Here is a 25,793-nt window from a genome sequence, read left to right as displayed (position 1 = left end):
CGAGTTCCGTTGTCGACGGTGCTCGAATCTAGCCCAGGTGGGAGCGGATGGTGACCGGAACGTGCGAAGTGACGGACCTGTGATGATCTCGCGATGTCGGATCACTCCCGGGTGTGGCGCGCGCACGCCGTGACGACCTCGCGCAGACTCCCCGTCCGCTCCAGCAGACCGCGCTGGACCTCGACGCCGGTACCGCCGTCGAGGAGCAGTGCGCAGCCCGTGCGGGCGCGCTCCAGGTCGCCGCTTTCGGCGAGCGCGTCCCCGACGTGCTCCAGCAGTCCGGCGACCACCGTCCCGGCGGGCAGTCGGCGCATCGTCGCGGGGTGGAGCAGCTCGCCGGTGAGTCCGGAGCGGGCAGCCGGGCGTCGATGTAGACCATGCCTTCGTCGAGGATCACCCCGCTCGCCACCATGTCGGCCATCAGCCGGTGGTAGCGCTCGGCGGACCCGAACACCTCGGTCGGCCCGGCCGACGGCCGGCGCGGCCACACCCGGCTGCGGTAACCGGCGTAGGCGGTGTCCCTGCCCTGCCAGAAAGGGGAGTTGGCGCTGAGCGCCGCCAGCACCGACAGCCAGGGCCGGATGCGGTCGAGTACGGCGACGCCCTCCTCGTCGGAGTCGACGGCGACATGGACGTGACAGCCGCACACGAGCTGTTCCTGCGCGGCGAGCTCGCGAGCGCGGCGACCGTGCAGCCGATCCCGCCCGCGTGCCGGGCGGCCTCCCGGCGGCAGCGGACGATCTCGGCGGCCAGATCCGCCATGTCGGCCTGGGGATGCGTGGCGAACTCCAGCATCTGCCCGTACCGCTCTTTCTCGAACACCCCCGCGTCGGCGCCGTCCTGCGTCGCACGGGCGAGCACCGCGGCGGACAACGCCCTCGGCTGACCGGTCTCCGGGTCCACCAGGAGGAGTTCCTCCTCCGCTCCGACGGTCCGCGCCTGAGGCCGCCTTTCTCCGACGCCGCCCTGCGATACGACGCCCGAGTACCCCGGTGATCGTCACTTCAACGGGGTCAGCCACACCGTCGCGAGCGGCGGCAGGGTGAGCGAGATCCTTCCCGACTCCGGCTTGAGGTCGTCGGGGTTGGTCACGTCGCCGCCGCCGTACCGTGCGGCATCGGTGTTGAGGACCTCCCGCCAGGCGGGCACGTCCTCGGGGACGCCGAGGCGGTAGCCGTCGCGCACCACCGGGGAGAAGTTGGAGACGGCGAGCAGCGGGCTCCCGTCGGCGGCGAACCTCAGGAAGGCGATGACGTTGTCCTCGGCGGCGTCGGCCGTCACCCACCGGAACCCGCCCGGATCGATGTCCCGCTGCCACAGCGCCGGTGTCCGCGTGTACACCGTGTTGAGGTCGCGGACGAGATCCCGCACCCCGCGGTGGTCGGCCTCCGCGCCGTAGCCGGGGTCGAGCAGCCACCAGTCGGGCCCGTGGGTCTCGGACCACTCCGCGCCCTGCGCGAACTCCTGCCCCATGAAGAGGAGTTGCTTGCCGGGATGGGCCCACATGAAGCCCAGATACGCACGGTGACCGGCCCGCTGCTGCCACCAGTCGCCCGGCATCTTCGACACCAACGACCGCTTGCCGTGCACGACTTCGTCGTGCGAGATCGGTAGCACGTAGTTCTCGCTGTAGGCGTACACCATCGAGAAGGTCATCTCGTTGTGGTGGTACTTGCGGTGCACCGGCTCGTGCGCCATATAGCCCAGCGAGTCGTGCATCCAGCCCATGTTCCACTTCAGGCCGAACCCCAGACCGCCACTGTCGGTGGGCCGGGTCACCCCGTCCCAGGCCGTCGACTCCTCGGCGATGGTCACCACGCCCGGCGCCCGACGGTACACGGTCGCGTTCATCTCCTGAAGGAACGCCACCGCGTCCAGATCCTCCCGCCCGCCGTGCACATTGGGCGTCCACTGGCCCGAGTCACGCGAGTAGTCGAGGTAGAGCATGGACGCCACCGCGTCCACCCGCAGCCCATCGATATGGAATTCCTCGCACCAGTAAACGGCGTTGGCGACAAGGAAGTTGCGCACCTCGACCCGCCCGAAGTCGAACTCGTACGTCCCCCAGTCGGGATGCTCGGCCCGCCGCGAGTCCCCGGGCTCGTACAGCGGATCCCCGTCGAAGCGGGCCAACGCCCAGTCGTCCTTGGGGAAATGGGCGGGCACCCAGTCCATGATCACGCCGATGCCGGCTTGGTGCAGGGCGTCGATCAGATACCGCAGATCGTCCGGAGTGCCGAGCCGCGAGGTCGGCGCGTAGTAGGAGGTCACCTGATAGCCCCAGGAAGGGCCGTACGGGTGCTCGGCGACTGGCATCAGCTCGACGTGCGTGAAGCCCAGCTCTTTCACGTACGCGGGGAGCTGGTCGGCGAGTTGACGGTACGTCAGCCCCGGTCGCCAGGACGGCAGATGGACCTCGTACACGGAGAACGGCGCCTCGTGCACGGGCGTGTCCCCGCGGTGCGCCATCCACTCCGCGTCGCCCCACTCGTAGTGCGCGGCCGTCACCACCGACGCCGTAGCGGGCGGCACCTCGGTGCCGCGAGCCATCGGGTCGGCCTTGAGGAAGCGGCCGCCGTGGCGGGAGGTGATCTCGAACTTGTAGCGGGCGCCCTCGCCGATGCCGGGCACGAACAGCTCCCACACCCCGGAGGCGCCCAGCGACCGCATGGGCAGGGCGGTGCCGTCCCAGCAGGTGAACTCCCCGGCGACCCGGACCCCTTGGGCGTTCGGCGCCCACACGGTGAACCGGGTGCCGGTCACGCCCTGGTGGGTCATCGGCTCGGCGCCGAGCGCCTTCCACAGCTGCTCGTGCCGGCCCTCGCGGACGAGGTGCAGGTCCAGCTCGCCGAGGGCGGGCAGAAAGCGGTACGGGTCGGCGGCCTCGTGCTCACCGTCCGCGTACGTCACCAGCAGCGTGTACGCGGGGATTTCGGCGAGGGGCAGCAGGCCGGAGAAGATCCCGTCCCCCTCCGAGGCCAGCTTGTGCCGCTCCCCGGCGACGACGACACTCACCGCCCGGGCGTACGGCCGCAGCGTCCGGAAGGCGATGCCGCCCGCGACCGGGTGGGCGCCGAGCAGCGCGTGCGGGTCGTGATGTCTGCCGGTCAGCAGCCGTTCACGGTCATCGGTGGCCAGGGGCGGGGCGGTCGCGCAGAGCGCGGGGCCGGACGGCTCGGGGAGCGAGGTGTCGCGCAGGGCCATCGCTTCAGCCTCCTCTCACGGCGAGACGCTCGATCGCCGCCATGGGTACCGGAAGCCAGTCCGGACGGTGTCTGGCCTCGTACAACACCTCGTACACTGCCCGGTCCGTCTCATAGGCACGCAGCAGACCGTGTTTCTTCCGCGGGTCCCAGCCGGCCCGGTCGGCATAGCCCGCGCAGTAGGCCTCGCGGCAGCGGCGCGCCCATTCCGGACGCCAGGGGCGGCGCTGCCGGGCCGCGTAGTCGAAGGAACGCAGCATGCCCGCGATGTCCCGCACCGGGGAGTGGGTGCTGCGCCGCTCGGCGAGCGGACGGGACGGCTCGCCCTCGAAGTCGATGACGAACCAGTCCCGGCCGGCCCGCAGCACCTGCCCCAGGTGCAGATCTCCGTGGATGCGCTGGGCCGGCGGGCCGGGATCGCAGGCGACGAGCGCACCGAAGGCGGTACGCAGCCCGGGCACGTACGGGCGCAGCGCGGGCACGGTGTCGGCGGCGGCGTCCAGGCGCTCGGCCATCGCGGACGCCGTACGCACCCCCTCGTCGTGGGCGCCGGTGGGGAAGGAGGCGGCCAGCGCGAGGTGCACCTCCGCCGTGGCCTGCCCCAACTCACGCGCCTCCGCGGTGAAGTCGTCGCCCGCGGCGAGCGCCCGCAGAGCCAGCGCCCAGCCGTCCGAGGCGTCCCGCAGAAACGGCTGGAGCACTCCCAGCGTCATCTCCTGCGGATACGTCGTCCGGAACCACGCCACCGGCGCGGGCACCCGCCCGCAGCCCTGCCCGGCCAGCGCGCCCGGCACCTCCAGATCGGGGTTGACGCCGGGCTGGACGCGCCGGAACACCTTGAGGATGAGCTCGTCGCCGTACACCAGCGAGGAGTTGGACTGCTCGGCCTCCAGGACCCGGGGCACCAGCCCGGAGGGCACCGGCACGGACGGATCGGCCTCGAAACGCAACGGACCCGCGCCGCCGGGACTGCGCAGCCGCTCCAGGAGCAACTGCGCCGACCGGGGCTCCTGCAAGGCGTCGAACACCGTCATCCCGGCCAGCGGACCGGCCTCCGCCCTGCCGATCAGCGCCCGGCCGTGCCGCGGCGACAGATGCTGCCGTACACCGAGCAGCAACTGGTAGCAGTCGTCCCCCGCGCGCACCAGCAGATGCAGACAGCCCGGGAACAGCTCGGTCAGCGACAGCAGTCCGAGCTCGGTGACGGGCCGGTCCTTGCCCGCGAACCAGCGCTGCCTGGGCAGCCACTCCCGCAGCAGCCCGGAGAGCGAGGCCATGGGGTCGGTGACGACGGCAGGTCTCGGTCGGACGAACGCGGTGTTCGCCATGGTGACGCGTCCTTTCCTCGGCGCGGGCTCAGGCTCGGCGGCCGATGCGGGATGCGACTCGGGTGAGCCGGAACCAGTAGAAACCGTGACCGGCCAGGGTCAGCAGATACGGCAGCTCACCGATGGCCGGGAAACGCACCCCGCCGATCAGCTCCACCGGATGGCGCCCGTCGTACTCGCGCAGATCGAGCTCGGTGGGCTGGGCGAACCGCGAGAAGTTGTTGACACACAGCACGAGGTCGTCGCCGTACTCACGCAGGAAGGCCAGGACCGCCGGGTTGGACGACTGGAGCTCGGTGAACGAGCCGAGTCCGAAGGCGGGGTTCTGCTTCCGGATCTCGATCATGCGGCGGGTCCAGTGCAGCAGCGAGGACGGCGAGGACATGGAGGCCTCGACGTTCGTCACCTGGTACCCGTAGACGGGGTCCATGATCGCGGGGAGGGAGAGGCGCCCCGGATCACAGGAGGAGAAGCCCGCGTTGCGGTCGGGCGTCCACTGCATGGGGGTGCGTACGGCGTCGCGGTCGCCGAGCCAGATGTTGTCGCCCATGCCGATCTCGTCGCCGTAGTAGAGGATCGGTGATCCGGGCAGCGACAGGAGCAGGGCGGTGAACAGCTCGATCTGGTTGCGGTCGTTGTCCAGGAGCGGGGCCAGCCTGCGCCTGATCCCGATGTTGGCGCGCATCCGCGGGTCCTTGGCGTATTCGGCCCACATGTAGTCGCGCTCTTCGTCGGTGACCATTTCGAGGGTGAGCTCGTCGTGGTTGCGCAGGAAGATGCCCCACTGGCAGTTCGACGGGATGGCGGGGGTCTTGGCGAGGATTTCCGAGACGGGGTAGCGGGATTCCCGTCGTACGGCCATGAAAATCCGTGGCATGACGGGGAAGTGGAATGCCATGTGGCATTCGTCGCCGCCGCTCTGGAAGTCGCCGAAGTAGTCGACGACGTCCTCCGGCCACTGGTTGGCCTCCGCCAGCAGCACGGTGTCCGGATACATCGAGTCGATCTCTCGGCGGACACGCTTCAGGAACGCGTGGGAGGCCGGCAGGTTCTCGCAGTTGGTGCCTTCCTCGGCGTACAGATAAGGCACGGCGTCGAGACGGAACCCGTCGATGCCCAGGTCCAGCCAGAAGCGGAGGGCGGCCAGGATCTCCTCCTGTACCGCCGGACTCTCGTAGTTGAGGTCGGGTTGGTGGGAGAAGAAGCGGTGGAAGAAGTACTGTCCCCGCACCGGGTCGAAGGTCCAGTTGGAGGCCTCGGTGTCGACGAAGATGATGCGGGCGTCGGGGTACTGCTTGTCGTCGTCGGCCCACATGTAGTAGTCGCCGTAGGGCCCGTCGGGGTTCTTGCGGGATTCCTGGAACCACGGGTGCTGGTCGCTGGTGTGGTTCATGACGAAGTCGATGATGACGCGCATGCCGCGGTGGTGGGCGGCGTCGACGAATTCCACGAAGTCGGCGAGGTCGCCGAACTCCGGCAGTACGGCGGTGTAGTCGGAGACGTCGTAACCGCCGTCCCGCAGGGGGGATTTGAAGAAGGGCGGGAGCCAGAGGCAGTCGACGCCGAGCCATTGGAGGTAGTCGAGTTTCGCGGTCAGGCCTTTGAGGTCGCCGACGCCGTCGCCGTTGCTGTCCTGGAAGGAGCGGACGAGGACCTCGTAGAAGACCGCGCGCTTGAACCAATCCGGGTCGCGGTCCTTGGCGGGGGTGTCCTCGAAGGTGTCCGGGACGGGTTGGTTGACAGTCATGAGGCTCTGACCCTCCGATCGGTGACTACGCGGACGACCGCTGGACGTGGAGCACGTGTGCCGGGTTCCGTCCGGGTTCCAGGCGCACATAGTTGTTCCTGCCCCAGTGATAGGTCTCACCCGTCAGTTCGTCGTGCGCCGACACGAATGCGTGCTGTTCCAGGCCGAGTCGCGGCATGTCCAACGAGACCGTGGCCTCCTGGGTGTGGTGAGGGTCGAGGTTGGCGACGACGAGGACCGTGTCCGGGCCCGAGGTCTTGCTGTACGCGATGACCATGTCGTTGTCGGTGGCATGGAAGCGCAGGTTCCGAAGCCGGTGCAGGGCCGGGTGACGGCGCCGGACGGCGTTGAGTCGGGTGATGAGCGGAGCGATGCTGCGGCCTTCGCGTTCGGCCGACTCCCAGTCACGGGGGCGGAGTTGGTACTTCTCCGAGTCCAGGTACTCCTCGCTGCCGTCGCGCAGCGGGACGTTCTCGCACAGCTCGAATCCACTGTAGACGCCCCAGGTGGGGGAGAGGGTGGCGGCGAGGACGGCGCGGATCTCGAAGGCGGGGCGGCCGCCGTGCTGGAGGAACTCGTGCAGGATGTCGGGGGTGTTGACGAAGAAGTTGGGCCGCATGTAGGCGGCCGTCTCGGTGGAGAGTTCGGTGAGGTAGTCGGTGAGTTCCTGTTTGCCGGTGCGCCAGGTGTAGTAGGTGTAGGACTGCTGGAAGCCGGTCTGGGCGAGGGTGCGCATCATCGCGGGGCGGGTGAAGGCCTCGGCGAGGAAGATCACGTCGGGGTCGGTGCGGTTGATCTCGGCGATCACGCGTTGCCAGAACAGGACCGGTTTGGTGTGCGGGTTGTCGACGCGGAAGATCCGTACCCCGTGCGACATCCACAGCCGCAGCACGCGGAGGGTTTCGGCGATGAGGCCGTCGAGGTCGGTGTCGAAGGCGATGGGGTAGATGTCCTGGTACTTCTTGGGCGGGTTCTCGGCGTAGGCGATGGTGCCGTCGGGGCGGTGGTGGAACCAGTCGGGGTGTTTTTGCACCCAGGGGTGGTCGGGGGAGCACTGGAGGGCGAAGTCGAGGGCGATCTCCAGGCCGTGTGCCCGGGCTTGCTGCACGAACCAGGCGAAGTCCTCGATGGTGCCCAGTTGGGGGTGGACGCTGTCGTGGCCGCCTTCGGGGGAGCCGATGGCCCAGGGCACGCCGACGTCGTCGGGGCCGGCGGAGAGGGTGTTGTTGGGGCCCTTGCGGTAGGTGGTGCCGATGGGGTGGATCGGGGGGAGGTAGACGACGTCGAAGCCCATCGCGGCGATCGCGGGCAGGCGTCGGGCGGCGGTGCGGAAGGTGCCGTGCGGCTGCTCGGGGGTGCCTTCGGAGCGGGGGAAGAACTCGTACCAGGCGCCGTACAGGGCGCGTTCCCGTTCGACCAGGAGGGGGAGGGTGTCGGAGGCGGTGACGAACTCCCGTAGCGGATGCGCGGCCAGGACCGCGTCCACCTCCGGCGTCAACGCCGCCGCCAGCCTCGCGTCGACCGCCATCGAGTCGTCGCGCAAGGCCTCCGCCGCCGCCAGCACCGCCGTACGCCCCTCGTCCGCGGGCACTCCGGCCGCCGCGCGCTCGAAGAGGTCGGCGCCCTCCTCCAGGACCAGGCCGACGTCGATGCCGGCCGGGATCTTGATGCGGGCGTGATGACGCCACGTGGTGACCGGGTCGCCCCAGGCCTCGACGCGGTACGTCCAGTGGCCCTCGGAGGTCGGCGTGACCTCGGCGCCCCAGCGGTCGGTGCCGGGGGCCAGTTCACGCATCGGCGTCCACGGGCCGTGGCAGCCGTCGGGGCCGGTCAGGACGACGTTGGCGGCGACCGCGTCATGCCCCTCGCGGAACACGGTCGCGGTGACCTCGAAGGTCTCGCCCGCGACCGCCTTCGCCGGACGCCTGCCGCATTCGACCACGGGGTGGACGTCACGCACCGGGATGCGGCCGATGGCCGGAGTCGTACTCATGGATCTCACCTCCGCCGTGCTGGGGACCGGGCCCGCCTGCCCGGTCGGGGATACGAGCCGCGTCGGGCGCAGTCACCTGCCCGCGGGGGAACGCCGGTACGGTGCCGGCGAGACGCTCCGGAGAACGGCGCCGGTCGGCGGCCGCTCGTCCTGCTCCCGGAGATAGGCGACCAGCGTGGACCGCAGATAGCGCTCGGCGGCGTCCGCGGCCTCGCGCGCACAGCGCTTGCCCATCAGCACGCACAGCGTGTACCCCGAGTCCTCGAAGGTGGTCCGCACCGTGCGGTCGGCGGGCGAGGCGAGCATGAGGCGCTCCCAGGCCCGGTACCGCCGCAGTTGCCGGGCCACTTCGGCTTTGGCCGGTAGCAGCATGACGCCGTTCACCTTCCGGGTCGGATCCGCACGCGCACAGAGGTCTTCACACATGGTGCACGGGCGACCACGCAACGTCTTGTTGGGTGTTCAACCACCTCGGTGGTGCTCTCGTGTTGCACGAATGGCGTAGCGCTCCCACTCTTGAGGTGACTCAGGAGCGACCAGTGCTCACGCTTCGCGTTCGGGGCTCGTCCCGCAGGGGCGAGAAGGAGCGAGGGAATCGCCGGTGAGGAGCCAACGACGATGAACACCGCAGTGCCCTGCTACTACCACCTCGACGTGGAAGTCAGTTCCGAGCGGGTCGGCCAGGTCAACCGCATCCTGGCCGCTCACCTCCGGCTCTGGGACCTCGAGACACTGGTCGAGCCCGTCTGCCGCAGCGCCGAGCTGCTGCTGAAGGCCATCGACGAGCACGCGACGGACAAGGCCACCTCGATCGAGATGTGGTGGAACGGCCAGCACCTGATCACGGCCGTGGGGGAGAACGACTGCGACCTGCGGCCCGACCAGGACCTGCGTTCCTGCCTGGAGCGCATCGCGGCGACCAGCGACGGCTGGGGCTGCTGTGCCACGGACACCGGCAGCAAGGTGATCTGGTTCTCGCAGCGGGCCCGAGCCGGCGAGCGGATGCCCCTGGTGCCGGTGGCTCCCGCGCCGAGCCTGCGCGAGGTGCGCCAGATTCCGCGCGAGGTGCCTGCCGACATCCTGCCGGGTCCGGCGAGCGGTGTCCTGGAAGCCGCCCGGTGACGGCGAAGCGCCGCCGCAAGGCAGGGGTGCCCGTGTGGAGCGGGCACCCCTACCCGTTGGGCGCCTCCTTCGACGGCAAGGGCACCAACTTCGCCCTCTTCAGCGAGGTCGCCGAGCACGTCGAACTGATCCTCGTGGGCGAAAAGGGCGGCGAGCGGTGCGTCCCGGTCACCGAGGTGGACGGCTTCGTCTGGCACTGCTACCTGCCCGACATCGGCCCCGGACAGCGCTACGGCTACCGGGTGCACGGCCCCTGGCACCCGGAGCTGGGCCACCGCTGCAATCCGGCGAAGCTGCTCCTCGACCCGTACACCAGGGCGGTGGACGGCCAGATCGACAACCACGCCTCACTCGTCGAACGCGCACCGGACGGCCCGTCCCGGTCCGACAGCGCCGGCCACACCATGCTCGGCGTGGTCACCGACCCGACCTTCGACTGGGGCGACGACCGGCCACCACGACGGCCGTACGCCGACAGCGTCATCTACGAGGCCCACGTCCGCGGCCTGACCCGCACCCACCCCGAGGTCCCCGCCGAACTCCGCGGCACCTACGCCGGTCTGGCGCATCCCGCGGTGATCGAGCACCTGACCTCGCTGGGCGTGACGGCCGTCGAGCTGATGCCGGTGCACCAGTACGTCCAGGACGGCGTCCTCCAGGACCGCGGGCTCTCCAACTACTGGGGCTACAACACGATCGGCTTCTTCGCCCCGCACAACGCCTACGCCGCCCGCGGCTCGCGCGGCGGGCAGGTCACCGAGTTCAAGTCGATGGTGAAGGCGCTGCACGCGGCCGGCCTCGAGGTGATCCTCGACGTCGTCTACAACCACACGGCCGAGGGCAACGAGAAGGGCCCCACGCTCTCCTTCCGCGGCATCGACAACGCCTCGTACTACCGCCTGGTGGACGGCGACTGGGGCCACTACTACGACACCACCGGCACCGGCAACAGCCTGCTGATGCGGCACCCCTACGTCCTGCAACTGATCATGGACTCGCTGCGCTACTGGGTGACCGAGATGCACGTCGACGGCTTCCGCTTCGACCTCGCGGCCACGCTGGCCCGGCAGTTCCACGAGGTGGACCGGCTGTCGGCGTTCTTCGACCTGATCCAGCAGGACCCGGTGATCAGCCGGGTGAAGCTCATCGCCGAGCCCTGGGACGTCGGTGAGGGCGGCTACCAGGTCGGCAACTTCCCGCCGCTGTGGTCGGAGTGGAACGGCAGGTACCGGGACGCCGTACGCGACTTCTGGCGGGCCGAACCGCACACCCTCGGCGAGTTCGCCTCCCGCCTGACCGGCTCCTCCGACCTGTACCAGCACAGCCGGCGGCGCCCGCGGGCCAGCGTCAACTTCGTCACCGCGCACGACGGCTTCACCCTGCGCGACCTGGTGTCGTACAACGAGAAGCACAACGAGGCCAACGGCGAGAGCAACCGGGACGGCGAGAGCACCAACCGCTCCTGGAACTGCGGTGCGGAGGGCGACAGCGACGACCCCGCGGTCCTGGACCTGCGCGCCCGCCAGCAACGCAACCACCTGGCCACGCTGTTCCTCTCCCAGGGCATCCCGATGCTCTGTCACGGCGACGAACTCGGCCGTACCCAGCGGGGCAACAACAACGCCTACTGCCAGGACAGCGAAGTCTCGTGGGTCGACTGGCGGTTGACCGAGGAGCAACGTGAACTCACCGACTTCACGCGTTACGTCATCGCCCTACGGGCCGCCCACCCCGTGCTGCGCCGCCGCCGCTTCTTCCGCGGCGACACGGCGACCCGCGCCGACCAGCCCCTGCCCGACCTGGTCTGGCTGGCTCCCGACGCCCGGGAGATGACGGAGGAGGACTGGCACCACCCCGACGCCCACTCGGTGGCGGTCTTCCTCAACGGCGACGCGATCGCCGAACCCGACCCGCAGGGCCGCCCGGTGGTGGACGACTCCTTCCTGCTCCTGCTCAACAGCCATTGGGAACCGGTGGAGTTCCAACTCCCGGACCTCGACTACGGAGAACGCTGGACCCCCCTGATCAACACGGCCGCCCCACAAGGCCCCCCGGACGAGACGGAACACAAGGCGAACGCACGGCTGTCGGTCGAGCGACGCAGCCTGGTCCTCCTGTCGAGGCCCTCGCCCAGAGCCCTGTAGTCACACTCCGGGTCATACTCCGACGACCGTGAACTGCGCCCCGTCCGCGTCCCGCAACACCGCTTCGTCGCCGCCCTTCGACAGCACACTCCCCCCGAGCTTCTCCGCGGCCCGCACGCAGGCCGTCACGTCCTCCACCGTGAAGTGGATCTGCCAGTGCGGCCGAATGGTCGGATCCGGCGCGGCCCCCAGTGCCCCGGACTCGATGCGCGCCACCACGACCCCCTGGCTGCGCAACACCACCTCGCCCCCCTCGTACCGCACCTCACAACAACCGGGCCGCCCACTCGCCCAGTCCAGAACCTCGCCGTAGAAGATCGCCGCGTCGAAGGCGTCGCGCGTATGCAGGCGGATGAACGTCGGCGCCGCCCGCTGCCACTTCTCCCAGTCGGCGAACAGCTCCCCCTCCCAGACCCCGAAGGTCGCCCCGTCCCGGTCGGCCAGCAGCGCCGCCCGACCCGGCGGGAAGGAGAGCGGCCCGACCGCCGCCGTGCCGCCGCGTTCCTGGGCCCGGGCCGCGGCCTCGTCCGCACTCGGCACGGCGAAGTACGGCGTCCATGCCACCGCCATCTGCCACATCGAGGCGAGACCGGCGATCCCGGCGACCGGCGTGCCGCCCACCATCGCGATCCGGAAGCGGTCGCCGAGCTTTCCGGAGCGCCACTGCCACCCCAGCACGGCCCGGTAGAACTCCTCCGTCGCGTCGAGGTCACGGCTGGTCAGGCTGACCCAGCAGGGCGCGCCGAACACGGAGTGCGAGGAGACGACGTTCCTCGGGCCGCTACGGCGTGTCATGTCGTGGTTCATGGCAGTCGCGTCCTGGTCTCGTCGGACCGGCGGCCACCGGTCTGCTACCAGTGTCCAACCGGAACCGCCCCGTGCGCCTGCCGAGTACCCTGGAGGCGGCACCGAAACGGGCGTGTCGCCCGTGCGCGGCCCACTGGCACAGGGCCGGGGGAGTGACGACGATGGAACGCGTGGCAGCAGGAGCGCGGGAACCCGCCGACGGTACGGACCGCATCTTCGAGCTGGAAGAGGAAGTCGACCAGCTGAGGGCGGCCGTCGCCTCGCACGCCGTCGTGGACCAGGCGATCGGGATGGTCGTCGCGCTCGGCCGGGTGACCCCGGACCAGGGCTGGGCCGTACTGAAGGACGTCTCGCAGCACACCAACATCAAGCTCCGCAACGTCGCGGAACTGATCCTGATCTGGGGACGCAGCGGGGAGATGCCCGCCGGGATCAGCGCCGAGCTGGAGGACGCCCTCGACCGCCACGGCCCGACGCAGATCCCCGAGGGCCCGCCGGAGTGAAGCCGCCCGGGGGTGTCAGCCGGCCCCGGCGACCAGCTCCTCGCGCAGCTGGGCGAAACAGCCGCTGAGCAGCCGGGAGACGTGCATCTGCGAGATGCCCAGCTGCTGGGCGATGCGACTCTGGGTCATGCCCCGGAAGAACCGCAGGTAGAGGATGGTGCGCTCGCGCTCGGGGAGCGCCAGGAGGTAGGGACCGACGGACACCCGGTCGACGACCACGTCGTACGCAGGATCGGGCCCGCCGATCGCGTCCGCCAGCGCGTAGCCGTCGGTGCCGGGCATCTCGGCGTCCAACGACAGCGCGGAGAAGCAGTCCAGGGCTTCCATGCCGGTGCGCACCTGGCTCTCGGTCAGCTGTGCCCGATCGGCGATCTCGGCGACGGTCGGTGCCCGCCCCGACGTCGTCTGCGAGAGCTCCTTCGTGGCCTGCCGGACACGGTTGCGCAGGTCCTGGACCCGGCGCGGCACGTGCAGCGTCCACATGTGGTCGCGGAAGTGCCGCTTGATCTCGCCGGTGACCGTCGGTACCGCGTACGCCTCGAAGGCGTGGCCGCGGGCCGGGTCGTAGTGGTCGACGGCCTTGACCAGACCGAGCGCCGCGACCTGGTGGAGATCCTCGAGATTCTCGCCGCGCCCCTTGAACCGCACCGCGATCCGCTCCGCCAGGGGCAGCCACGCCCGGACCAGCTCGTCCCGCAGCGCCTGACGCCGGGGACCGGCGGGCATGCGGGCGAGCCGCTCGAAGGCCTCGGCCGTGTCGGGGGCGTCGTCGTGCGGGTGGGGTTTCGTTCTGCTGGTGGTGATGCGCATCGCGCGCACCTCCCTCAGAGGTGCCGTTGGACGGACACCGTGGGAGGCGCGGGCTCGGACCTGCGGAGACATCCGGGGCCTTGCCGGCTCCCACGGATGTGCCTCCGGTCCGAAGCACGTAATGCGCATGCCCGGCATTCGGGCTTTCGAAACAAATAGGTCATTACGCCAATGCTTGACCGCCCCTTGGGTTCATTACCTCTGCTACAGAGGTAATCTTCCCGGCGTGGAACCGGAAACCTTCCCGGACGAGCTGATCGACGCCCTCATCGGCGTCCAGCGGCTCCTCCGCCGCCGGCTGCGCCGGCGGATCGCACCGCAGCTGCGCGGCGCCGAGGTCGAGCTGCTGCGCCTGGTCGTGTCCCGGCCCGGCATCGGAATCTCGGACGCCGCCAAGGAGCTGCACCTGGCCGGCAATTCGGTGTCGACACTGGTCAACCAGCTCTCCCGGCAGGGCTATCTGGTCCGCGAGACCGACCCCGCCGACCGACGTGCCGCCCGGCTGATGCCGACCCCGGCGGCCGAGGCGAGGCTCGCCGAGTGGCGCAAGCTGCGGGCGGAACTCGTACGGGACGGGCTGTCCGGACTCGACGAGGCGGACCGGGAGGCGCTGCGCGCGGCGATCCCGGCGCTGCGCAAACTCGCCGACAACCTGCACGAGGAGGCCGAGGAGTCATGACGCGGGACGGGAACACGGAGGCCGTCAGCTGCACCGGGCTCGCCTATTCCTTCGGCGAGACCAACGCGGTGGACGGGCTCGATCTGTCGGTGGCGGAGGGCGAGGTCTTCGGCCTGCTCGGCCCCAACGGCGCCGGGAAGACGACCGCGATCCGGTGCATCACCACCCTGCTCCCGGTCCCCGCCGGAATGGTCCGCGTCTTCGGGAACGACACGGCCGGCGACCGCATGGCGGTACGGCGTCTGCTCGGGTACGTACCGCAGCAGCTGTCCGCCGACGCAGGGCTCACCGGGCGGGAGAACGTCGCCCTGTTCGCCCGCGTCTTCGACGTATCCCGCCGCGAACGGGACCAACGGGTCGCCCAGGCCCTGACCGCCGTCGACCTCACCGACGCCGCCGACCGGCTCGCCAAGACCTACTCCGGCGGCATGATCCGCCGTCTCGAACTCGCCCAGGCGCTGGTCAGCGCGCCCCGGCTGCTGATCCTCGACGAGCCGACCATCGGGCTCGACCCGATCGCCCGCACCGGCGTGTGGGAGCACATCAACGCCGTACGCGCCGCCACCGGCATGACGGTCCTGGTGACCACCCACTACATGGACGAGGCCGACCAGTACTGCGACCGGGTCGGCCTCATGCACCGCGGCCGCATCCGGGCCCTCGGCACCCCGGCCGAGCTCCGGGAGGGGCTCGGCGAACGCCGGCGCGCCGCCGGAGGAGCCGTCGGCCAGTCGCTGCCCACCCTGGAGGACGTCTTCCGCGAGGTCGCGGGCAGCGGTCTCGACGACAAGTCAGGAGATTTCCGCGATGTCCGAAGCGCCCGTCGCACCGCCAACCGCGTCGGCTGACCCGGCGGCCGCCATATCCCTGCTGCTGAAGGCACCCGAGCCGCGCGCGGGCTGGCGGCTGCTGCCCGCCCGGGTGATCGCGATGTGCGCCGTCGAACTGCAGAAGCTGCGCCACGACCGCACCGAGCTCTACACCCGGGCCGTGCAGCCCGCGCTGTGGCTGCTGATCTTCGGTCAGACCTTCACCCGTATCCGGGCGATCCCCACCGGCGGCATCCCCTACATCGACTACATGGCACCCGGCATCATCGCCCAGTCCGCGATGTTCATCGCCATCTTCTACGGCATCCAGATCATCTGGGAGCGCGACGCCGGCATCCTCAACAAGCTGTTGGTCACGCCCACTCCACGATCGGCGCTGATCACCGGCAAGGCCTTCGCGGCCGGCATCAAGTCGCTGGTCCAGGCGATCGTCGTGGTGGTCATCGCGGCACTGCTCGGTGTCGCCCTGACCTGGAACCCGCTGAAGCTGCTCGGTGTCGCGGCCGTCGTGGTCCTCGGCTCCGCCTTCTTCTCCTGCCTGTCGATGACCATCGCCGGCATCGTGCTCAGCCGCGACCGCCTCATGGGCTTCGGACAGGCCATCACCATGCCGCTGTTCTTCGGCTCCAACGCCCTCTACCCGGTCTCCGTCATGCCGGGCTGGCTCCAGGCGGTCAGCAAGGCCAACCCGCTCAGCTACGAGGTGGACGCCCTGCGCGGCCTCCTCCTCGGCACGCACGCGCACGTGGCGCTCGACTTCGGCGTCCTGGCCGTCGCCGCCGCGCTCGGCATCGCCGCCGCCTCCTCGCTCCTCGGCCGCCTCGCCCGCTGATCAAGGGCCGGAACGTGATGTGCGGCACGCACGCGCCCGCGCATGCGAGGGGCGCTTCGGGGATTGTTCCTGCGCACGGCTTGATCAGCGATCAAAGGGGGTGAATTCGCTGGCCACAGCGCATTCTGCTCATTTGACAGTGCACTGAGCACACAGATAGGAAGCAGCTCACTGAGGGCGAAGAGGTGGACTGTGTACGAGCCGAACGTGGTCGGGGACTGGCAGGAGTACGACGAGCATGCCGGTCTGCGTGTCCGCGTCCACCGGCTGGAAGCCACCGAGCCGCCCCGGGGACGGGACGACGCCGCCGAGGGGCTGACGTACTTCAGTGTCCGTGTGACCGTCGAGAACCGCGGCAGCCGGCACTCCACCATCCACCTGGAGGACGGCCAGATCGACGTGCGGATCGGGCCCGACGGCGAGGCCGCGTTCATCGACTGGCGCAACTCGCAGTTCATCGAGGGCTTCGACGTCTACCCGCTGCGCCGGGCCACGGCCGTGCTGTACGCGGCCGGCCCCGAGGCCTCGCTGGGCCAGGTCGACGTCCAGATCCAGCTGCGCGTCGACGACGACTGGGCCGAGCGCCGGCTGTGGGCGGGCGGCATCGGACTGCACGAGGAGACCGTCGGCGCCCACGCCTGCCCCGGCCGGGACGGCGGCCTGGCCCACCAGGTGAGCAACTTCCTGCGGGACCAGGCGGAGGAGGGCACCGCCTGAGCGGTGCCGACGCACGGCCCTCGGCTCAGTGCGGGATGCCGTCGATGAGCTCGCGGGCGCCCTGACGCAGCAGCGCCACGGCGACCGAGGTGCCCAGCGTGGCCGGATCCAGTCGGCCCGCCCACTCGTGGGCGTTGAGCCGCGTCTTGCCGTCGGGGGTGAACACACAGGCCCGCAGCGAGAGTTCGCCGCCGTGGTCCACGTGCGCGTACCCGGCGATCGGGCTGTTGCAGTGGCCCTGGAGGACGTGCAGGAACATCCGCTCGGCGGTGGCCTCCCGGTGCGTGTCCGGATCGCCGAGCCCGCTGACCGCGTCGATCAGCTCGGTGTCGCCCTCCCGGCACTGAAGGGCGAGGATGCCCGCGCCGATCGGCGGCATCATCGTCTCCGGCGAGAGCACCTCGGTGATCACGTCCTGGCGGCCGAGCCGGTCCAGCCCCGACATCGCCACCAGCAGCGCGTCGGCCTCGCCGGCCGCCAGCTTGGCCAGCCGCCGGTTGACGTTCCCGCGGAACGGCACGCACTCCAGATGCGGGTGGGTGGCCGCCAGTTGGGCCGTACGACGCACCGCGGAGGTGCCGATCCGGGTGCCGTCCGGGAGCTCGTCCAGGGTGAGGCCACCGGGGTGCACGAGGGCGTCGCGGATGTCGTCCCGCTTCAGGAACGCGGCGAACGTCGTGCCGGCCGGCAGCGGTCGGTCCGCCGGCACGTCCTTGACGCAGTGCACCGCGAGGTCGGCCTCGCCCGCCAGCAGCGCGGCGTCCACCTCCTTGGTGAACGCCCCCTTGCCCTCCACCTGGGACAGATCGCCCATCCACTTGTCACCGGTCGTCTTCACCGGCACGACCTCGGTCCGCACACCGGGATGCAGGACCGCCAACTCGGCGCGGACACGCTCCACTTGGGCGAGTGCCATGGGCGAGTCGCGGGAGACGATACGGATGAGTTCAGGGACGGACATGCGGACACGATAGACCTCCCGGAAGGGGTGGCTGTGCCGTACTGCTCCAATCGGGACGCGGATCACGCCGTCGGCAGCCGCCAGCCGAAGGGGAAGAACTCCTCCTGCCAGCGGGGCGTTTCGGCCATCTCGGCGGCCTTGACCGGGGTGCGCAGCAGGCAGCGGTGACGCAGGAGTTCCCAGCGCTCGTCCGGTGTCAGCAGGGCGCCGGTCCAGGGCACGTCGATGCCCTCGCCGTTCGCGCAGACGTTGACCTCGTCGCCGGTCGCGGTGCGAAGGTCGACCCGGAAGTCCGTACGCCACTGCGAGTTGTGGCCCCAGCCCTGGGACAGGTCGACGGTCGGGCGGTGCCGGCGTCGATGGCTCCAGTAGAGCGGGGAGCGGTCGGCCACCCCTCGCTCGGCGTGCCGGACCCCGGCCCGCACTCGGACTCCGGCCCGGTTGAACAGCAGGCTGCCGTGCCGCAGTCCGGGCCAGACGAGGCCGGTGATCCGGATCGGCTCGTCGGGATCCTCCGTCTGGTCGACCTCCACGATCTCGTGCAGGAAGGGGTCGAAGGCCTCGGTCTCCTCGAACGGGGTCATGCCCAGGCGGCCGAACAGCTCCAGGTACTGGGCCGTTGTCACGGTCGCCGTCGACGGCTCGTCCGGGTCACCGGGTGGCTGGCAGGGCAGCAGGAGCAGATCGCTGACGCGGCTGAGCGCGTACAGCTCCCACAGAGGGTCCTGGCATCGCCCGTCCAGGCCGTCGGCGGTCGTCCGGACCAGCAGTGCGACGCCCTCGACGAGTTCCTCGCGGTACGCCCCTTCCGCCCGCGCGAGCCACGGTTCCAGCACGGCCGTGTACGCGTCCGGCCCGGTGTGGTCGTGCAGCGCCTCGAACAGCTCCCGCGCGTCGTCCCATGTCTCTTCCCCGTCCATGCGCGCACAGTAGCGACACCCTGTACCGGTGATCCACGCGTTTACGGCGACTCCGCGACCGAGGCGGGCACCCGGGCCTCGGGCCAGGTCAGCACCGCGAGCGCGCCCACCGTGAGCAGGCCGCCGACCAGGAACGTGCCCCGTACGCCGACGACGGGCAGCAGGCCGCCGCCGAGCAGGGCTCCGGCGGCCACGCCCACGTTGAAGGCCATCGAGTTGGCCGCGAGCGCCGTCTCGGTGCGGCCCGGAGCCAACCGCAGCACCTGGCTCTGCGAGGCCATGAAGAAGGGCGCGACCGAGGCGCCCAACAGCATGAACAGCGCGACCGCCGCCACCTGGCTGCCGCCGCCCGCGTACAGGCCGAGCAGGGCCACCGCCTGCGTGACCACCGGGACGATGAGGGTGCCGCGCGGGAAACGGTCGAGCAGCGGCCCCGCGAGCGCGACACCGGCCAGCGCCGCCGCCCCGAACGCGAACAGCACACCGCTGACGGCGTCCTCGCCGAACCCGCCGACCTCGTCGAGGAAGGCGACGACGTATGTGAACGCCGCGAACACCCCGGTCACCGACAGGGCGCTGGTGGCGACGACGGCGAGGAACCGGCGCCGGTCCGGGGCGGCGCCGTACGCCGCGTGGTTCTCCTCGGGGCGGGAGGTCGGGAGCAGGGCCGCTACGACGACGAGGGAGACGAGCGCGAGCACGCCGAGCACCACGAACGGCGTCCGCCAGCCGCTGTGGCCGCCGAGCCAGGTGCCCGCCGGGACGCCGCCCACCGTGGCCAGCGAACCGCCGACCGACAGCAACCCCATGACCCGGCCACGCCGTTCGGGCGGGAACAGCCCGACCGCGACCGGCCCCACGACCACCCAGAACGCGGCCTGCGCGAGCGCCGTGACCACGCGTGCGGCCAGCAGCAGCCCGTACGAGACCGCGTGCAGCGCCGACGCCCAACTGGCGACGGTGAGCAGTCCGAGGAGGCCGGCGAGCAGATACCGGCGGGGCATCGAGCGGGTGACGCGGGCGAACGGGAGGGACACGGCGGCCACGGTGAGGCCGTATCCGGTGACGAGGACGCCGACGGCGCCGAGCGACACGTGCAGGTCGGCCGCCATGAGCGAGAGCAGGCCCACCGGGAGGTTCTCGGTGGTGTTGAAGGTGAACGTCGCCAGCATCAGCGCCGCGACGACGGCGCCCCTGCGCCACGCGGCCGGACGTACGCTGCCCATCCAGGTGCCCTCCGGGGTGTCGGGAACAACGGGGGCAAGCGTGCCGGGCCCGGGGAAGGGCTTCTACTGTTTCGCTCCTGACCGAATCGGAATCGCGTACGGAGGTCGCCTTGCCGCTGACCCTGCACCTGGGCTCGGACGACCTGACCCGCTGCCGGTTCGCGATCTCGCCGCTGTGCCAGACCCATGAGGCGCTGCGCATGCTGCGCCGCCCGGCCAGGCGCGGCTACCACCGGGCATGGCTGCGCCGTATGGACCGCACCCTGGCCGGCCTCGACCTGTCGCCGCTGTGGCTGTTCGTCCCCCGCCCCGGCGGCTACACCCCCGACTTCCTGGGCCCGCCGCCCGAGGAGCCGTACCCCTCCATCGACGACGAACTCGCCCGGATGCGCGCCACCGACCCCGCCCTGGCCCGCGCCGAGATGGCCCGCTCACTCGCCTGCACGCCCGGCCTCGCCGAGTCGCCGCAGGGTCGTATCGCCCTCGATGACCCCGCCGGAAGCGTCCGCCGCCTCGCCGACCTCACCGAACTCGCCTGGCACGCCCTGCTCGCCCCGGACTGGCCACGCCACCGCGCCGTCCTGGAGGCCGACATCGCCCACCGCGCCCGCCGGGCCGCCGACGGAGGCCTGGACGCGCTGCTCACCGGGCTGCACCCCACGGTCGACTGGGCCGCCCACACCCTCACCCTGCGGCTGTACGGGGAGCAGGCGGACGCGCAGCCGCCGGACGGGCGCGGCATCCTGCTCATGCCGAGCGTGTTCGTGTGGCCGGACGTCGTGAGCGGCTTCGCCCGCCCCTGGCAGCCGACGGTCATCTACCCGGCCCTGGGCATGGGCCGCCTCCACACCGCCCCGCCGGGACACCCGCCCGCCGCCCTCGCCCGCCTGTTGGGCCGCCAACGCGCCGCGCTCCTTGCCGACTTGACATTCCCCGCCGCGACCACGGAACTCGCCGACCGGCACGGCCTGGCACCGTCCACGGTGTCCGCCCATCTGACGGCCCTGCGGGAGGCGGGACTCCTCGGGGCACGGCGCCAGGGGTACTACGTGCGGTACGAGCGGACGGCGCTGGGGAACGCGCTGGTGGCAGGGGGATAGGGCGGGCGCCGTGCAGGTGGTCGTACCACTGCCGAACTAGCATCGACAGGGAGCAGCGAGTCGGTCGCCGCACCCTCGCCACGAGGAGCCCCCATGAGCACAGCCGTCGTCGTGGGCAGCGGGCCCAACGGGCTCGCGGCGGCCGTCCGGCTCGCGGGCGAGGGCATCGACGTCACCGTGCTGGAGGCGGCGGACACCATCGGCGGCGGCACCCGCACCAGCGAGCTGACGCCGGGCCTGCTGCACGACCACTGCTCGGCCATCCACTCCATGGCGGCCGGTTCGCCCTTCCTGCGCACCCTCGGCCTGGAACGGTTCGGGCTGCGCTGGTGCCTGCCGGAGATCGACTGCGTGCACCCGCTCGACTCCGGCGCCGCGGGCGTGCTGCACCGGTCGGTGCGGCGGACCGCCGAAGGGCTCGGCCGTCCCGACGGGGCCCGGTGGGAGCGGCTCTTCGGGCCGCTCGGCGAGCACTTCGACGCGCTGGCCGAGGACTTCATGGGCCCGCTCACCCGCGTACCGCACCACCCCTTGCTCCTGGCCCGCTTCGGCGTCCAGGCGCTGCTGCCCGCCTCCGTGCTGGCGCGGCTGTGGCGCACGGAGGCGGCCCGGGCGCTGTACGGCGGTGTCGCCGCGCACGCCTTCCGGCCGCTGCACCGGCCCGCGACGGCCGCCATCGGGGTGTCGATCATCGCGTCGGGGCACCAGTACGGCTGGCCGGTGGCGGCGGGCGGCTCCCGCGCGATCAGCGATGCGCTGGCGGCCCTGCTGGGGGAGCGGGGCGGCCGGATCGAGACCGGTGTCCGGGTGCGGACGGCGGATCGACTCCCGCCGTCCGACGTGGTGTTGTTCGACCTCACGCCGAGCGCGGTCGCCGATGTCCTCGGCGACCGGCTGCCGGCCCGGGTGGCCCGCGCCTACCGCCGGTACCGGCACGGGCCGGGCGCTTTCAAGGTGGACTTCGCGGTCGAGGGCGGGGTGCCCTGGACCCACGAGGCGGCCCGGCGAGCGGGCACCGTGCACCTCGGCGGCACCTTCGAGGAGGTCGCCGCCGCCGAACAGGACGTGTGCCTGGGCCGGATGCCCGCGCGGCCGTTCGTCCTCGTCGGTCAGCAGTACCTGGCCGACCCGCAGCGCTCCGCCGGAGACGTCCACCCGGTCTGGACGTACGCGCACGTGCCGTACGGCTACGACGGTGACGCGACCGAGGCGATCGTCGGGCAGCTCGAACGGTTCGCGCCCGGCTTCCGCGAGCGAGTCGTCGGCAGGGCGGTGCGCGCGCCGGCCGCCTTCGAGGAGTACAACCCGAACTTCGTCGGCGGGGACATCGTCACCGGCGCCAACACCGTCCGCCAACTGCTGGCGCGCCCACGCCCCGCCCTGGACCCGTACGCCACGGGCGTACCCGGCATGTTCATCTGCTCGGCCGCCACGCCCCCGGGCGCCGGGGCGCACGGCATGTGCGGAGCGCATGCGGCCGAGTCGGCGCTGCGGTACCTGCGGAGCGCGCGCGGGTAGGGCGCCCAGGAGCCTGTGCTTCTCGTCACAGCGTGCCGCTTGCCATCGAATTACTAGGACGTCCTACTATTTATTTCACCGGCGCTCCGTGACTCGTCTTGGGAAGGCCCCGCCATGAGTGATCTGCACCGCCCCGTGCACCCCGTCCGTCTCGTCACGGCTTCGGCCCTCTTCGACGGGCACGACGCGTCGATCAACATCATGCGGCGGATCTTCCAGTCCCAGGGCGCCGAAGTGATCCACCTCGGCCACAACCGTTCCGTGCGGGAGGTCGTGGACGCGGCGCTGGAGGAGGACGCGCACGGCGTTGCGGTCTCGTCGTACCAGGGCGGGCATGTCGAGTACTTCGAGTACCTCGTCCAGTCGCTGCGCGAACAGGGCGCGGAGCATGTGCGGGTGGTGGGCGGTGGCGGCGGTGTCATCGTGCCGGAGGAGATCGCCCGGCTGCGGGGGAGCGGGGTGACCATCTTCTCGCCGGAGGACGGCCAGCGGATGGGGCTCACCGGGATGGTCAACTCGGTCGTGCGGGACTGCGACTTCGACCTGTGGGACGGCAAGCCGGCCGATGTCGCCGCCGTGCTTGCCGGTGACCGGTTCGCGATCGCCCGGGCCATCACGGGCGCGGAACTCGGCAAGCTGCCCGAGGACTTCGTGGCGCAGTTGCGGGCCGCGGCCTCGGCGCGAGTGGTACCGGTGCTGGGCATCACCGGCACCGGCGGCTCCGGCAAGTCGTCCCTCACCGACGAGTTGGTACGCCGGTTCCGGGTCGACCAGCAGGACAAGCTGCGGATCGCGGTGATCGCCGTCGACCCGACCCGGCGGCGCGGCGGCGGCGCGCTGCTGGGCGACCGGATCCGGATGAACTCCCTCGACGGCAACCGGGTGTTCTTCCGCAGCCTGGCCACCCGCGGCAGCCGGGAGCTGCCCGAGCACCTGTCGGACGTGATCGACGTGGTGAAGGCCGCCGGGTTCGACCTGGTGGTCGTGGAGACGCCGGGCATCGGCCAGGGCGACGCGGCGATCGTGCCGTTCGTGGATGCCTCGCTGTACGTGATGACGCCGGAGTTCGGCGCCGCCTCGCAGCTGGAGAAGATCGACATGCTCGACTTCGCCGACGTCGTGGCGATCAACAAGTTCGAGCGGCGCGGCGCCAAGGACGCCCTGCGTGACGTGGGCCGCCAACTGGTGCGCAACCGCGAGGCGTTCGGCAAGCGGCCGGAGGACATGCCGGTGTACGGCACCTCGGCGGCCACCTTCAACGACGACGGCGTCACCGCACTCCACCAGCACCTGAAGACCGTCCTGGCCGACAAGGGCCTGCCGCTCGTCGAGGGCGCGCTCGCCCCGGTCGACGTACGGCACTCCTCGTGCATCCGCCAGGTCGTACCGGCCGACCGGGTCCGCTACCTCGCCGAGATCACCGACACGGTCCGCGCCTACCACTCCGCCACCGGCCAACTGGCCGATGCGGCACGGCGGGTGCAGCGTCTCGCGCTGGTCGAGGGAGAGCTCGTCGACGCCGGCCTGGACGCCCAGGACGTACGGTCCCTGCTGGCGGAGGCGCGTCGGCAGCTGCCGTACGAGATCACCCGGCAGATCGAGAACTGGCCCGCTGTCATCGCCTCGTACTCCGGCGACGAGCAGGTCGTGAAGATCCGCGACCGGGAGATCCGCACCAAGCTCACCCGCGAATCCCTGTCCGGCAACAAGATCCCGAGGGTCGCGCTGCCCCGGTTCACCGACCACGGCGAGCTGGTGCGCTTCTGGCGTGCGGAGAACCTGCCCGGCCAGTTCCCCTTCACAGCCGGGGTGTTCCCCTTCAAGCGCGACGGCGAGGACCCGGCCCGGATGTTCGCGGGCGAGGGCGACCCGTTCCGCACCAACCGGCGCTTCAAGCTGCTCTCCGAGGGCCAGCCCGCGACCCGCCTGTCCACCGCCTTCGACTCGGTGACGTTGTACGGCCGCGACCCCGGCGAGCGCCCCGACATCTACGGCAAGGTCGGTACCTCCGGCGTCTCCATCGCCACGCTCGACGACATGAAGGCGCTCTACGACGGCTTCGACCTCGTCGCGCCGACGACCTCGGTGTCGATGACGATCAACGGGCCCGCGCCGACCATCCTGGCCTTCTTCCTCAACACCGCCGTCGACCAGCAGCTCGAGAAGTTCCGGGACGCCGAGGGCCGCGAGCCCTCGCCCGAGGAGACGGCCGAGCTGCGCGCCCGGGCGCTGGCGACCGTGCGCGGCACCGTGCAGGCCGACATCCTCAAGGAGGACCAGGGGCAGAACACCTGTCTGTTCTCCACCGAGTTCAGCCTGCGGATGATGGCCGACATCCAGGAGTGGTTCATCGCGCACCAGGTCCGCAACTTCTACTCGGTGTCCATCTCCGGCTACCACATCGCCGAAGCCGGCGCGAACCCCATCAGCCAGCTCGCCTTCACCCTGGCCAACGGCTTCACCTACGTCGAGGCCTACCTCGCCCGCGGCATGCACATCGACGACTTCGCGCCCAACCTGTCGTTCTTCTTCTCCAACGGCATGGACCCCGAGTACTCGGTGCTGGGGCGAGTGGCGCGCCGGATCTGGGCGGTCGCGATGAAGGAGAAGTACGGTGCCAACGACCGTTCCCAGAAGCTGAAGTACCACGTCCAGACCTCCGGACGCTCCCTGCACGCCCAGGAGATGGACTTCAACGACATCCGCACGACGCTCCAGGCGCTCATCGCCATCTACGACAACTGCAACAGCCTGCACACCAACGCCTACGACGAGGCCGTCACCACCCCCACCGAGGACTCCGTGCGCCGGGCCCTCGCCATCCAGCTGATCATCAACCGGGAGTGGGGCCTGGCGATGAACGAGAACCCCCTCCAGGGGTCGTTCGTCATCGACGAGCTGACCGACCTGGTGGAGGAGCAGGTGCTCCAGGAGTTCGAGCGGATCAGCGAGCGCGGTGGCGTGCTCGGCGCGATGGAGACCGGCTACCAGCGCGGCCGTATCCAGGACGAGTCGATGCTGTACGAGCAGCGCAAGCACGACGGCTCGCTGCCCCTGATCGGCGTCAACACCTTCCGCAACCCGCACGCCGACACCGCCGAACCCGCCGTCGTCGAACTCGCCCGCGCCACCGAACAGGAGAAGCACTCCCAGCTGGAGCGCGTCCACGACTTCCAGGCCCGCCACCAGGAGCCGGCCCACGCGGCCCTGGCCGCCCTCAAGGACGCGGCGGTCAGCGGCGACAACGTCTTCGCCGTCCTCATGGACGCCGCCCGGGTCTGCTCGCTTCAGCAGATCACCGACGCCTTCTTCGAGGTCGGGGGTCAGTACCGCCGCAACGTCTGAGAGGACGA

At 70.9% G+C, this 25,793-nt stretch carries 21 protein-coding genes and 1 pseudogene; 10 read left to right on the top strand and 12 right to left on the bottom strand.

The window, feature by feature from the left end:
• Positions 1–101 precede the first annotated feature (101 nt).
• From ACQEWB_RS01395 to ACQEWB_RS01365, 7 genes and pseudogenes are all read right to left on the bottom strand, one after another.
• Positions 102–314, bottom strand: a complete 213-nt coding sequence (locus ACQEWB_RS01395) for a hypothetical protein (RefSeq protein ID WP_432844407.1) — start codon at positions 312–314, stop codon at positions 102–104.
• Positions 315–409: 95 nt separating this feature from the next.
• Positions 410–903, bottom strand: a pseudogene (locus ACQEWB_RS01390) (glutamate-cysteine ligase family protein); the annotation flags it as partial.
• Positions 904–999: 96 nt separating this feature from the next.
• The gene (glgB, locus tag ACQEWB_RS01385) at positions 1,000–3,204 is read right to left on the bottom strand and encodes a 1,4-alpha-glucan branching enzyme (protein WP_432826119.1); all 2,205 of its coding nucleotides are present in this window, start codon (positions 3,202–3,204) and stop codon (positions 1,000–1,002) included.
• Positions 3,205–3,208: 4 nt separating this feature from the next.
• Positions 3,209–4,531 carry a maltokinase N-terminal cap-like domain-containing protein gene (locus ACQEWB_RS01380; protein WP_432826117.1) on the bottom strand — a complete coding sequence of 441 codons (1,323 nt, stop codon included), beginning with the start codon at positions 4,529–4,531 and terminating at the stop codon, positions 3,209–3,211.
• A gap of 28 nt (positions 4,532–4,559) precedes the next feature.
• Complete coding sequence (treS, locus tag ACQEWB_RS01375) at positions 4,560–6,278, bottom strand: maltose alpha-D-glucosyltransferase (protein ID WP_432826115.1); 1,719 nt, start codon at positions 6,276–6,278, stop codon at positions 4,560–4,562.
• A gap of 25 nt (positions 6,279–6,303) precedes the next feature.
• On the bottom strand, positions 6,304–8,271 hold the full coding sequence (locus tag ACQEWB_RS01370; RefSeq protein WP_432826113.1) for an alpha-1,4-glucan--maltose-1-phosphate maltosyltransferase: 1,968 nt from the start codon (positions 8,269–8,271) through the stop codon (positions 6,304–6,306).
• 72 nt (positions 8,272–8,343) lie between these two features.
• A complete protein-coding gene (locus ACQEWB_RS01365) occupies positions 8,344–8,643 on the bottom strand; it encodes a DUF5133 domain-containing protein (protein ID WP_432826111.1) in 300 nt (99 codons plus the stop codon).
• Positions 8,644–8,889: 246 nt separating this feature from the next.
• Between ACQEWB_RS01365 and ACQEWB_RS01360 the strand changes: the two genes are divergently transcribed.
• Together ACQEWB_RS01360 and glgX are read left to right on the top strand one after the other, a co-directional pair.
• The gene (locus ACQEWB_RS01360) at positions 8,890–9,393 is read left to right on the top strand and encodes a pep a2 (RefSeq protein WP_432826109.1); all 504 of its coding nucleotides are present in this window, start codon (positions 8,890–8,892) and stop codon (positions 9,391–9,393) included.
• The gene (gene glgX / locus ACQEWB_RS01355; protein WP_432826107.1) at positions 9,390–11,537 is read left to right on the top strand and encodes a glycogen debranching protein GlgX; all 2,148 of its coding nucleotides are present in this window, start codon (positions 9,390–9,392) and stop codon (positions 11,535–11,537) included. Before ACQEWB_RS01360 ends, glgX begins: the two co-directional genes overlap by 4 nt.
• 12 nt (positions 11,538–11,549) lie before the next feature.
• Here the strand turns inward: glgX and ACQEWB_RS01350 are convergent, their stop codons facing one another.
• Positions 11,550–12,344 carry a VOC family protein gene (locus ACQEWB_RS01350; RefSeq protein ID WP_432826105.1) on the bottom strand — a complete coding sequence of 265 codons (795 nt, stop codon included), beginning with the start codon at positions 12,342–12,344 and terminating at the stop codon, positions 11,550–11,552.
• A 161-nt stretch (positions 12,345–12,505) separates the two neighbouring features.
• Here ACQEWB_RS01350 and ACQEWB_RS01345 point away from each other — a divergent pair, with 161 nt between their 5' ends.
• A complete protein-coding gene (locus tag ACQEWB_RS01345) occupies positions 12,506–12,847 on the top strand; it encodes an ANTAR domain-containing protein (protein WP_432826103.1) in 342 nt (113 codons plus the stop codon).
• Positions 12,848–12,862: 15 nt separating this feature from the next.
• On the opposite strand, the gene ACQEWB_RS01340 is transcribed toward ACQEWB_RS01345, so the two are convergent.
• Positions 12,863–13,657, bottom strand: a complete 795-nt coding sequence (locus ACQEWB_RS01340) for an RNA polymerase sigma factor SigF (RefSeq protein ID WP_432826101.1) — start codon at positions 13,655–13,657, stop codon at positions 12,863–12,865.
• Between the two features lie 226 nt (positions 13,658–13,883).
• Here ACQEWB_RS01340 and ACQEWB_RS01335 point away from each other — a divergent pair, with 226 nt between their 5' ends.
• The 4 genes from ACQEWB_RS01335 (at position 13,884) to ACQEWB_RS01320 (ending at position 16,715) form a co-directional block, all read left to right on the top strand.
• The gene (locus tag ACQEWB_RS01335) at positions 13,884–14,336 is read left to right on the top strand and encodes a MarR family winged helix-turn-helix transcriptional regulator (RefSeq protein ID WP_432826099.1); all 453 of its coding nucleotides are present in this window, start codon (positions 13,884–13,886) and stop codon (positions 14,334–14,336) included.
• On the top strand, positions 14,333–15,184 hold the full coding sequence (locus ACQEWB_RS01330; protein ID WP_432826097.1) for an ABC transporter ATP-binding protein: 852 nt from the start codon (positions 14,333–14,335) through the stop codon (positions 15,182–15,184). Before ACQEWB_RS01335 ends, ACQEWB_RS01330 begins: the two co-directional genes overlap by 4 nt.
• A complete protein-coding gene (locus tag ACQEWB_RS01325; protein WP_432826095.1) occupies positions 15,144–15,998 on the top strand; it encodes an ABC transporter permease in 855 nt (284 codons plus the stop codon). The genes ACQEWB_RS01330 and ACQEWB_RS01325 overlap by 41 nt, the downstream gene beginning before the upstream one ends.
• A gap of 192 nt (positions 15,999–16,190) precedes the next feature.
• Entirely contained in the window at positions 16,191–16,715 is a 525-nt protein-coding gene (locus tag ACQEWB_RS01320) for a hypothetical protein (protein WP_432826093.1), read from the top strand.
• Between the two features lie 25 nt (positions 16,716–16,740).
• Here the strand turns inward: ACQEWB_RS01320 and hemC are convergent, their stop codons facing one another.
• The 3 genes from hemC to ACQEWB_RS01305 form a co-directional block, all read right to left on the bottom strand.
• A complete protein-coding gene (gene hemC, locus ACQEWB_RS01315; RefSeq protein ID WP_432826091.1) occupies positions 16,741–17,676 on the bottom strand; it encodes a hydroxymethylbilane synthase in 936 nt (311 codons plus the stop codon).
• 62 nt (positions 17,677–17,738) lie between these two features.
• A complete protein-coding gene (locus tag ACQEWB_RS01310; RefSeq protein ID WP_432826089.1) occupies positions 17,739–18,596 on the bottom strand; it encodes a hypothetical protein in 858 nt (285 codons plus the stop codon).
• A gap of 41 nt (positions 18,597–18,637) precedes the next feature.
• Complete coding sequence (locus ACQEWB_RS01305; RefSeq protein WP_432826087.1) at positions 18,638–19,822, bottom strand: MFS transporter; 1,185 nt, start codon at positions 19,820–19,822, stop codon at positions 18,638–18,640.
• 110 nt (positions 19,823–19,932) lie between these two features.
• Between ACQEWB_RS01305 and ACQEWB_RS01300 the strand changes: the two genes are divergently transcribed.
• From ACQEWB_RS01300 to icmF, 3 genes are all read left to right on the top strand, one after another.
• Positions 19,933–20,922, top strand: coding sequence for a DUF5937 family protein (locus ACQEWB_RS01300; protein WP_432826085.1), 990 nt, complete (start codon positions 19,933–19,935; stop codon positions 20,920–20,922).
• Between the two features lie 93 nt (positions 20,923–21,015).
• Entirely contained in the window at positions 21,016–22,440 is a 1,425-nt protein-coding gene (locus tag ACQEWB_RS01295; RefSeq protein ID WP_432826083.1) for a phytoene desaturase family protein, read from the top strand.
• Positions 22,441–22,554: 114 nt separating this feature from the next.
• Entirely contained in the window at positions 22,555–25,785 is a 3,231-nt protein-coding gene (icmF, locus tag ACQEWB_RS01290) for a fused isobutyryl-CoA mutase/GTPase IcmF (RefSeq protein ID WP_432826081.1), read from the top strand.
• Positions 25,786–25,793: the final 8 nt, after the last annotated feature.

The organism is Streptomyces sp. CA-249302 (genome assembly GCF_050936785.1).
In the GTDB taxonomy this organism is placed as follows: Bacteria; Actinomycetota; Actinomycetes; order Streptomycetales; family Streptomycetaceae; genus Streptomyces.
Note: the sequence above shows the minus strand (reverse complement) of the source record. Positions and strands in the feature narration are given on the sequence as shown.

What these genes read in the sequence shown, in the direction of transcription:
- ACQEWB_RS01345 (WP_432826103.1), top strand. Translation starts at nt 12,506, where the DNA reads ATGGAACGCGTGGCAGCAGGAGCGCGGGAACCCGCCGACGGTACGGAC.
- ACQEWB_RS01325 (WP_432826095.1), top strand. Translation starts at nt 15,144, where the DNA reads ATGTCCGAAGCGCCCGTCGCACCGCCAACCGCGTCGGCTGACCCGGCG.
- ACQEWB_RS01395 (WP_432844407.1), bottom strand. Translation starts at nt 314, where the DNA reads ATGCGCCGACTGCCCGCCGGGACGGTGGTCGCCGGACTGCTGGAGCAC.
- ACQEWB_RS01305 (WP_432826087.1), bottom strand. Translation starts at nt 19,822, where the DNA reads ATGGGCAGCGTACGTCCGGCCGCGTGGCGCAGGGGCGCCGTCGTCGCG.
- ACQEWB_RS01310 (WP_432826089.1), bottom strand. Translation starts at nt 18,596, where the DNA reads ATGGACGGGGAAGAGACATGGGACGACGCGCGGGAGCTGTTCGAGGCG.
- ACQEWB_RS01360 (WP_432826109.1), top strand. Translation starts at nt 8,890, where the DNA reads ATGAACACCGCAGTGCCCTGCTACTACCACCTCGACGTGGAAGTCAGT.
- icmF (WP_432826081.1), top strand. Translation starts at nt 22,555, where the DNA reads ATGAGTGATCTGCACCGCCCCGTGCACCCCGTCCGTCTCGTCACGGCT.
- ACQEWB_RS01370 (WP_432826113.1), bottom strand. Translation starts at nt 8,271, where the DNA reads ATGAGTACGACTCCGGCCATCGGCCGCATCCCGGTGCGTGACGTCCAC.
- treS (WP_432826115.1), bottom strand. Translation starts at nt 6,278, where the DNA reads ATGACTGTCAACCAACCCGTCCCGGACACCTTCGAGGACACCCCCGCC.
- hemC (WP_432826091.1), bottom strand. Translation starts at nt 17,676, where the DNA reads ATGTCCGTCCCTGAACTCATCCGTATCGTCTCCCGCGACTCGCCCATG.
- ACQEWB_RS01330 (WP_432826097.1), top strand. Translation starts at nt 14,333, where the DNA reads ATGACGCGGGACGGGAACACGGAGGCCGTCAGCTGCACCGGGCTCGCC.
- glgB (WP_432826119.1), bottom strand. Translation starts at nt 3,204, where the DNA reads ATGGCCCTGCGCGACACCTCGCTCCCCGAGCCGTCCGGCCCCGCGCTC.
- ACQEWB_RS01380 (WP_432826117.1), bottom strand. Translation starts at nt 4,531, where the DNA reads ATGGCGAACACCGCGTTCGTCCGACCGAGACCTGCCGTCGTCACCGAC.
- ACQEWB_RS01350 (WP_432826105.1), bottom strand. Translation starts at nt 12,344, where the DNA reads ATGAACCACGACATGACACGCCGTAGCGGCCCGAGGAACGTCGTCTCC.
- ACQEWB_RS01295 (WP_432826083.1), top strand. Translation starts at nt 21,016, where the DNA reads ATGAGCACAGCCGTCGTCGTGGGCAGCGGGCCCAACGGGCTCGCGGCG.
- ACQEWB_RS01365 (WP_432826111.1), bottom strand. Translation starts at nt 8,643, where the DNA reads ATGCTGCTACCGGCCAAAGCCGAAGTGGCCCGGCAACTGCGGCGGTAC.
- ACQEWB_RS01340 (WP_432826101.1), bottom strand. Translation starts at nt 13,657, where the DNA reads ATGCGCATCACCACCAGCAGAACGAAACCCCACCCGCACGACGACGCC.